A 6,984-nucleotide genomic window follows, 5' to 3' on the forward strand; every position below is an offset into this window, starting at 1 on the left:
CTTATATTCCCTTACAAGACTTTCAAGCATTTCTTTTGGAAGGCTATTGTTAACAATAGAACATAAATAATTATACAAATCTTCTAACCTTAATACGTTATTTCTCTTCTTGCTGTTGAATTTATACGGAAAAATACCTTCCATAACTTCAATAGTAGTAGCCTTGTTTAAAAATACATTTTCACTTGTCACGCTTATTCTTGCTAAAACAGTGTTAATTTCAGGTTCGTCACTCGTATAAAAATCTGATAGCTGAGTTATTCTAATAACGTACAAAGTTACTATTTTTGACAAGCAATTATCAGCATATTCACAATTTTTTATTACCTCCCACTGAGTAACCTGAGATTTACCTATTTTTGCATTGTTCGGTAATTTACTCATTGAACTTTCTCCATTTAATCCAGTGTAATAAATTATACTAATACTTTGTTAAATAAATAATAACGCGATTACAAAAATATATACTTATAGTAGTATATTATACAAAAATAGCACAATATCTAAGCATTAAAGCTAGTTTTAGCTGGGTACATGGGGCTATTCGTTATTTTGTGTTGTCCAGTGAGGTCCAAAATTAGAGGTCCACTTATATAAAGAGTTTAGTCTGCCTTCTTTGCTATAAAATAAGTTTTCCTTTTGAGCTGTTTTGTTAGTATTAACTAAATTCTAAACTAACTGTGCTATAATGAAAAAGATAAAACTCGGAATACTAATTTCAGGTAGGGGGTCGAATATGCAGGCCTTAATAGAAGCATGTCAAGATCAGAATTTTTCCGCAGAAGTTGCATGTGTTATCACAAATAATAGCGAAGCTGCTGGTCTGAAAATAGCAGAGCAAGCAGGAATCTCAGCGTTTATTGTTAAAGATAAACCGCTTGATGCTGGTAAAATTCACGAAATACTTGTTCAACATAAGGTTGATTTAATTTGCCTTGCAGGGTTTATGAGAATTCTCAAAGCTGATTTTCTGAGTAAATGGCATAACAAGGTGATAAATATTCATCCCTCTTTACTTCCGTCTTTTAAAGGCCTAAACGCTCAAGAGCAAGCTCTAAAAGCAGGTGTAAAAATTACAGGTTGTACTGTACATTATGTCACTCCTGAAGTTGATGCTGGAGCCATAATTGCTCAAGTTGTTGTACCAGTGTTACCAGCTGATGATATTCAAAGCCTCTCAGAACGCATTCTAGCTGAGGAGCATAAGTGTTATGTAGAAGCAGTAAGGTCAATAGCAGAAGATATATGACTGTAATAATTATTGACCTTGAGCGTTTTTTCCAACTTCAACAAAAAATAAATTTTCAGGTTCCAGTAAAGAACTTGCCAGTTCGTTTACTTCCTCTAATTTAACATCATTAATGATATTCGCATAATTATTTATACGGTTAACATCACGATCATTTATCTGCATATTATCTAGCAGCGTTGCTGTATTTGTGTTATTGGACAGGAAAAGGACAAGATTATTTACCAAGCCAATTTTTGCATCCTTGAACAATTGTTCGTCAATTCCTTGCTTTTTTATTCTGCTAAATGTATCTTTTACTGCTGATATAGCTTTGCCAGCAGTAGAACTATCAGTACTTATAAATCCAGATATAATATTTCCATGTTTATTGGAAATAATACTTGCATAAACACCATAAGTAATACCCAAGTTTTGCCTCAGTTCTGTCATTAATATTGAATTCAGCCTCATGCCACCAAGTGCATCAATTAAGACACCAGCGTTATAATAATTAGGATCTTCATAAGCTATACCTTTTTGAGCAAAAAGTATCACACTCTGTGGTATATCCATAAAAATATTCTTACTTTCTGCAGAACCAAAATTATTTTTTACAGGTATTTTTCTAACTTTTGATCTTTTTGACGGCAATTTAGATAAATATTTATCTAATAGCGTAATAATTTCTTCTTTTTTTGTACAACCAGCAACACTGATAACTATGTTATCTTTAGCAAAATTACGCTTTATGTATGTTAAAACATCGTCTCTAGTAATGCTCATTATAGTATCAAGAGTACCGTACACACTTTTTGAGTAAGGATGTTTTTTAAACAATAACGTATCTAATTCTTTTCCAGCAACAAAATAAGGATTTTTTTCAAGATTATTAAAATCAACTTTGGCTTTCTCGAAAACTCTATTCAACCCTTCAGGGTCAACTTTAGGACGCATTATAGTATCGCTCAGTAATGAAATTGCTTCCTCTAGATTGTCAGACAAAGTATTTAATGAAACCCTAAATGCTTCTAAATCAGCAATAAAATTTAAACTAATCCCTTTATCTTCAAGCTTTTTCGCAAAATCTTTGGCATCATTTTTTCCTGCCCCTTCTTGGATTACAAGAGAAGTAAACCAAGCAAGCCCCTGTTTTTCCTTATTCTCATACACATAACCTGCATCCTTGAACGATATATTTAGTGAAACTTTTGGCAAATCATGATTTTCTACAAATAAAAACTTAAATCCTTTACGGGTAGTGACCTCCTCTATATTTAGGTTACCACTTGCTTGTAAATTAAAGCCTAGACAGAAAAAAAATAGAAATATAATTTTACTTATTCTCATTATTATCTCCTTTTGGTAATAAACGACCAATTAACTTATTAGCAGAAAAAATAGCACGGATTTTATTATTTACATCCTCTAGATTGACATCATTAATCTTGCTATATGAAATATCTATTTCATCAAGTGGAATACCAAGTGCAAGGTGTGGCACATAGAACATCGCTATATGAGTTAAGTCAGATAGATTATCAAACTGTGCTGCCTTATACCTATATTTTGAGCTTTGTAATTCCTCGCTCGTCACCCCTTTAGATACGAAGCCATTAATAGCATTATCTAACTCTCTTTCAACAATATCTAAATTAGCGCCACTTTTTGGAATTATCATAATATCAATGTAGTCATCACTAAAAGCTAGGCTATTATAATAAGCAAACACTGATACTGCCACATCTTTATCTAAAACCAAATCTTTATACAGTTTGCTGGATTTGCCGCCACCTAAAATGTCAACCGCTAAATGAGTAGCAGAGGCTTCATTTATGTGATCAAATAAGGGAACACGATAACGAAAATATAAAACTGATTCTTTTACTTCAGTGCTCTCTAAGGTCACCGATAGACCTGCATTATGCACTGGATCCTGATTTGGGTAATTTCTCATTACAGGTTTAGCTTTAATTTCGCCATATTTTTCTTCTGCTAATTTCACTACTTCATCAAGTTCCACATCACCCACAATCAGTAATATTGCATTGCCGGAGTGATAATAGTTATCATGAAACCTCGTTATGTCATCCAAATTGTAAGTTTTGATATCGCTCTCCCAGCCGATAACAGACCTACCATAGCCAGTACGGTAAAATGCACTATCCATTTCTTCCCATAACAAGTTATGAGGTTGGTTATCAAATCTCATCTTTCTTTCTTCTAATACGATGTTTTTTTCTCTATCTATTTTGTCTTGAGTAACATTAAAGCTGCCCATTCTATCTGCTTCAACTTCCATTGCAAGTGGTAAATCTTTTTTGTGGATCAACTCAAAATAACAGGTATATTCTTTAGTGGTAAATGCGTTAAATTGAGCCCCAATGCTACTCATAGTGGCTTCTATATCTGTGAACTTCCCTGTAGTTTCAAACATTAAATGTTCAAAGTAGTGAGCCAATCCTGCTTTGCCGATTGGATCATCCATTCCCCCAACTTTGTATATTACTGCATGTAAAACGGCTGGAATCCGATGATTAGAAACAACATAAACATCTAGTCCGTTACTGAGTTTAGTATATTTTATGTTGTGCTCTATGTTTAAAGCATTCGAAGAAATTGGGTAAGTAAAAAAAAGTACAGGTAGTATAAGAAAACTAAAAAACTTATGAAGCATTATTTCGACCTAATATAGAAACAATTATTTTATTCCTCATTTTGTTTAGAAATAAGCATATCGTATATATACCACTTATATAACAATGTAAACATTCCACAAACTATAGATAAATCTGCTAAATTAAAGGCTGGCCAATACCAATCATCAATATGAAAATATATGAAATCATATACAGCTCCCCAATAGATCCTATCAACTACGTTTCCGATTGCGCCACCAATCATCAGAGAAAAACCAAGGTAAGTTGACTGATCGTCAGACTTGTATATCAAATATGCAAGTATACCAATTATTAGTATTGAAAATGCTGAAAAAAAGAAACCGCCATGTGGTAAAGCGCTACACATTCCAAAACTAATACCTGAATTCCAAACTTCAACTAGTTTTATAAAACTAGCGATCTCAATTGATTCTCCTTCATCAATCAATGAGTTTATGTACAATTTGCTCGTTTGGTCAATCAATACTATAATTAATATAACAACTAAGCATAACTTTTTCATAAATTTGCCTTTAACCTATAAACTTTAAGTATATCATAATTTATCTGTTTTGTTAACTCCTCAATACTATGGAATTTTTTTTCTGACCTTATGAATTTTAAAAGTTGTATATTGACTTTATGACTATATACGTCTTCATCAAAATCGAATATGTGCATTTCTATTATAGGCTTTTTCAGATCCTTAAAAGTAGGTCTCATACCAATATTGACTACTCCATATAACCAATTTGGATTACTATCAGGAAAAGTCACTCTAGCGTAATATGTGCCAAACTTAGGTTTTATCATGCAATCTTCTATAGGAATATTTATGGTTGGAAATCCTATTTCTCTACCTCTACATGCACCTTTTGTCACAACACCAGAAACTTGATAAGGCCTGCCGAGCAATTTATTAGCAATTTCTATTTCGCCCCTTTGTACATACTCCCTTATTGAAGAAGAAGAGCAAATTTTGCCGTCAATTGTTAATGGCTCTAATTTAGTCAAAGAGTATCCATATATTTCAGAATATTTCTCTAGAGTTAATATATTACCCAATCGTTTATGACCAAAAGTGCAATTTTCTCCGACAATTATGTGTTTAGCGCCATATTTATCTATTAAAATCTCACTGATAAAGTCATCGCAGCTAACCTCAGAAAAACCTCTATTAAAATTAATAATATATAAGTAATCTATACCATAGCTGCTGATTAGTTCCTTTTTTTGTTCTTGGTCTATTAACCTAAAATTGTTTCTACCAAATAAAACAGTTGATGGGTGAGGCTCAAAAGTTAAAACTGCAGAGGGTAATCCTCTTTCTTGTGCTACCTTCTTTAGAGTAGAAATTGCAAACTCGTGTCCTAAATGAATGCCATCGAAATTTCCGAAGGTTAGTGCTATATTATTTTCTATTCCTTGCTCACAATTATAAATAATTTTCATACAATTTGATGTTTTTACATGTTTCTTATATATAATAACTATATTTTAGTAAGCTACGGAGATAAATTGTGAAAAATGTTGTGATATATGTAAAGAAGGGCTGTCCATACTGCATAAGGGCAAAGGATTTACTAGATAAAAAAGGTGTGAAGTATGAAGAAATTGATGTGCTCAAAAACTCAGATCTATTTAACGACATAAAATCAAAGTATAACGTTAGAACAGTTCCACAGATTTTTATCAACGATAAGCACATTGGGGGGTGTGACAAATTGATGGATCTTGAAAAAGAAGGAAAGTTGGATGATATGCTAAATAATAATGACAATCACACTGATGTCACAACCTACACAAACAGCAATGATGAATGTGGAGAGTGTGTTATACCACATGATGATTTTATGTAACTTTTTATCTTGTTTTGTCGTGTAATACGTAAATGAAAACTAGTATGCTCACTTTAAACAATTCTTAATGAATTAAAAATACAATTCATTCAGTGAGTTTTTTTAGTGGGAAAAAATGACAAAAAATATTTCAATTATTAGCAGAAACTTAATTAGTATCGAATTAGTTAACAAACAAGATTTAGAGAATTTCATCAAGATTTTCACAGTGCTTGATAAGCATATAGCAGCTAAAACACTTTTTACAGAAGAAGTGAGAATAGAGTATAAACAACACAACGGCATAGAAGTTGTTGAATTGCTAAAAGATACAGACTTTACATATCATGAGGTTGAAAATGTATTGAACCACCTGAGTAAACATGGAATGAAGGTGCCCAGCAGTGTTATAGCACACACCCTTTTTGCTGCATACAATCATGCACTTGAATTTAAGGATGTAGCATTTTCCTTTTCTGAAGGCTCTCCACAATTTAACATCAGAGTGAGTAAGAACACCTTCATAATAACTCCTATGAGTGAAGAGAATTTGGAATTGAATTCACAAAATAGCAGAACGCTTATAGAGTCACTAAAGAGCGAAAAAAGTATTTATGATTGTATAGTAGAAGAAAATACCATTAAAGTTATAGTGCATTCTGAAATGCATCAAGCTATAAATTTGATTATAAAATCACTGATAAAGTCTCGCCTTTTAGCAAAAGAGGAAGAAGGAAAATTCAAAGAGAAATTGAGACAACTTGCTTTTAAGGATCAAGCTTTTGTTGAGTATTCTAGCATCAGAACCATCAATAGGTATCCACATAATCATCCTCTGAGGAAGCATGAAAGTGTTACTAAGGATATAGAAAATATTTTATGTGATTTCATAACAAATGAGAACAGCGAGTTTGCTATAGAGCGACTAAATAGGCTGAGCTCAGCAGTTTCTCCGGATACTCCAAGAATCATCACTAAAACTATAGATAAACTTGTTAAGTTTCACTAAGGTATACGAGAGCCAATAGACTTCTTATATTACCTTCTGTCATCCAAGTAGCTTGGCTACTTGGTTCTTTTTTTGGGTTCCAGCTATGTACATAGCTGTATGAACATTGTAGCCGTTATTCAAGTAGCCCGCAGAAGCGAAAAACTTACTTGACAAACTCCGCCAACTCCCTTATCATAAAACTGAAGCTATTTATTTATCTTCTCTGTACAGATTAAATGACAAAAAAACTCACGTATCTGGCGTCTC

8 protein-coding genes are annotated in these 6,984 nt (G+C 32.7%); 3 read left to right on the plus strand and 5 right to left on the minus strand.

Annotated features, from left to right (window positions below; translation table 11 throughout):
• Positions 1-384 (minus strand): hypothetical protein (locus OZD62_RS00325; protein WP_275019185.1); only part of this gene is annotated, 384 nt, incomplete at its 3' end.
• A 304-nt stretch (positions 385-688) separates the two neighbouring features.
• Here OZD62_RS00325 and purN point away from each other — a divergent pair.
• Entirely contained in the window at positions 689-1,249 is a 561-nt protein-coding gene (purN, locus tag OZD62_RS00330) for a phosphoribosylglycinamide formyltransferase (RefSeq protein WP_010082490.1), read from the plus strand.
• 9 nt (positions 1,250-1,258) lie between these two features.
• On the opposite strand, the gene OZD62_RS00335 is transcribed toward purN, so the two are convergent.
• The 4 genes from OZD62_RS00335 to ribF are packed head-to-tail and all read right to left on the minus strand — an operon-like array spanning position 1,259 to position 5,340.
• On the minus strand, positions 1,259-2,578 hold the full coding sequence (locus tag OZD62_RS00335) for a M16 family metallopeptidase (protein ID WP_010962819.1): 1,320 nt from the start codon (positions 2,576-2,578) through the stop codon (positions 1,259-1,261).
• Entirely contained in the window at positions 2,565-3,905 is a 1,341-nt protein-coding gene (locus OZD62_RS00340; protein WP_275019186.1) for a M16 family metallopeptidase, read from the minus strand. The genes OZD62_RS00335 and OZD62_RS00340 overlap by 14 nt, the downstream gene beginning before the upstream one ends.
• Before the next feature lie 29 nt (positions 3,906-3,934).
• Positions 3,935-4,411: a signal peptidase II gene (lspA, locus tag OZD62_RS00345; protein WP_006279329.1), complete on the minus strand. Its 477-nt coding sequence runs from the start codon at positions 4,409-4,411 to the stop codon at positions 3,935-3,937.
• Entirely contained in the window at positions 4,408-5,340 is a 933-nt protein-coding gene (ribF, locus tag OZD62_RS00350) for a riboflavin biosynthesis protein RibF (RefSeq protein ID WP_010082493.1), read from the minus strand. Before ribF ends, lspA begins: the two co-directional genes overlap by 4 nt.
• 68 nt (positions 5,341-5,408) lie before the next feature.
• On the opposite strand from ribF, the gene grxC reads away from it, so the two are divergent.
• Positions 5,409-5,747 carry a glutaredoxin 3 gene (grxC, locus tag OZD62_RS00355; RefSeq protein WP_007550037.1) on the plus strand — a complete coding sequence of 113 codons (339 nt, stop codon included), beginning with the start codon at positions 5,409-5,411 and terminating at the stop codon, positions 5,745-5,747.
• A gap of 115 nt (positions 5,748-5,862) precedes the next feature.
• Positions 5,863-6,735 carry a hypothetical protein gene (locus OZD62_RS00360; protein WP_070356897.1) on the plus strand — a complete coding sequence of 291 codons (873 nt, stop codon included), beginning with the start codon at positions 5,863-5,865 and terminating at the stop codon, positions 6,733-6,735.
• Positions 6,736-6,984: the final 249 nt, after the last annotated feature.

It is taken from the genome of Wolbachia endosymbiont of Drosophila seguyi (genome assembly GCF_028981765.1).
Taxonomy (GTDB): domain Bacteria; phylum Pseudomonadota; class Alphaproteobacteria; order Rickettsiales; family Anaplasmataceae; genus Wolbachia; species Wolbachia pipientis.

Excerpts from the sequence above, each read along its gene's own strand:
- lspA (WP_006279329.1), bottom strand. The coding sequence starts at position 4,411 with ATGAAAAAGTTATGCTTAGTTGTTATATTAATTATAGTATTGATTGAC.
- ribF (WP_010082493.1), bottom strand. The coding sequence starts at position 5,340 with ATGAAAATTATTTATAATTGTGAGCAAGGAATAGAAAATAATATAGCA.
- OZD62_RS00360 (WP_070356897.1), top strand. The coding sequence starts at position 5,863 with ATGACAAAAAATATTTCAATTATTAGCAGAAACTTAATTAGTATCGAA.
- purN (WP_010082490.1), top strand. The coding sequence starts at position 689 with ATGAAAAAGATAAAACTCGGAATACTAATTTCAGGTAGGGGGTCGAAT.
- OZD62_RS00340 (WP_275019186.1), bottom strand. The coding sequence starts at position 3,905 with ATGCTTCATAAGTTTTTTAGTTTTCTTATACTACCTGTACTTTTTTTT.
- OZD62_RS00335 (WP_010962819.1), bottom strand. The coding sequence starts at position 2,578 with ATGAGAATAAGTAAAATTATATTTCTATTTTTTTTCTGTCTAGGCTTT.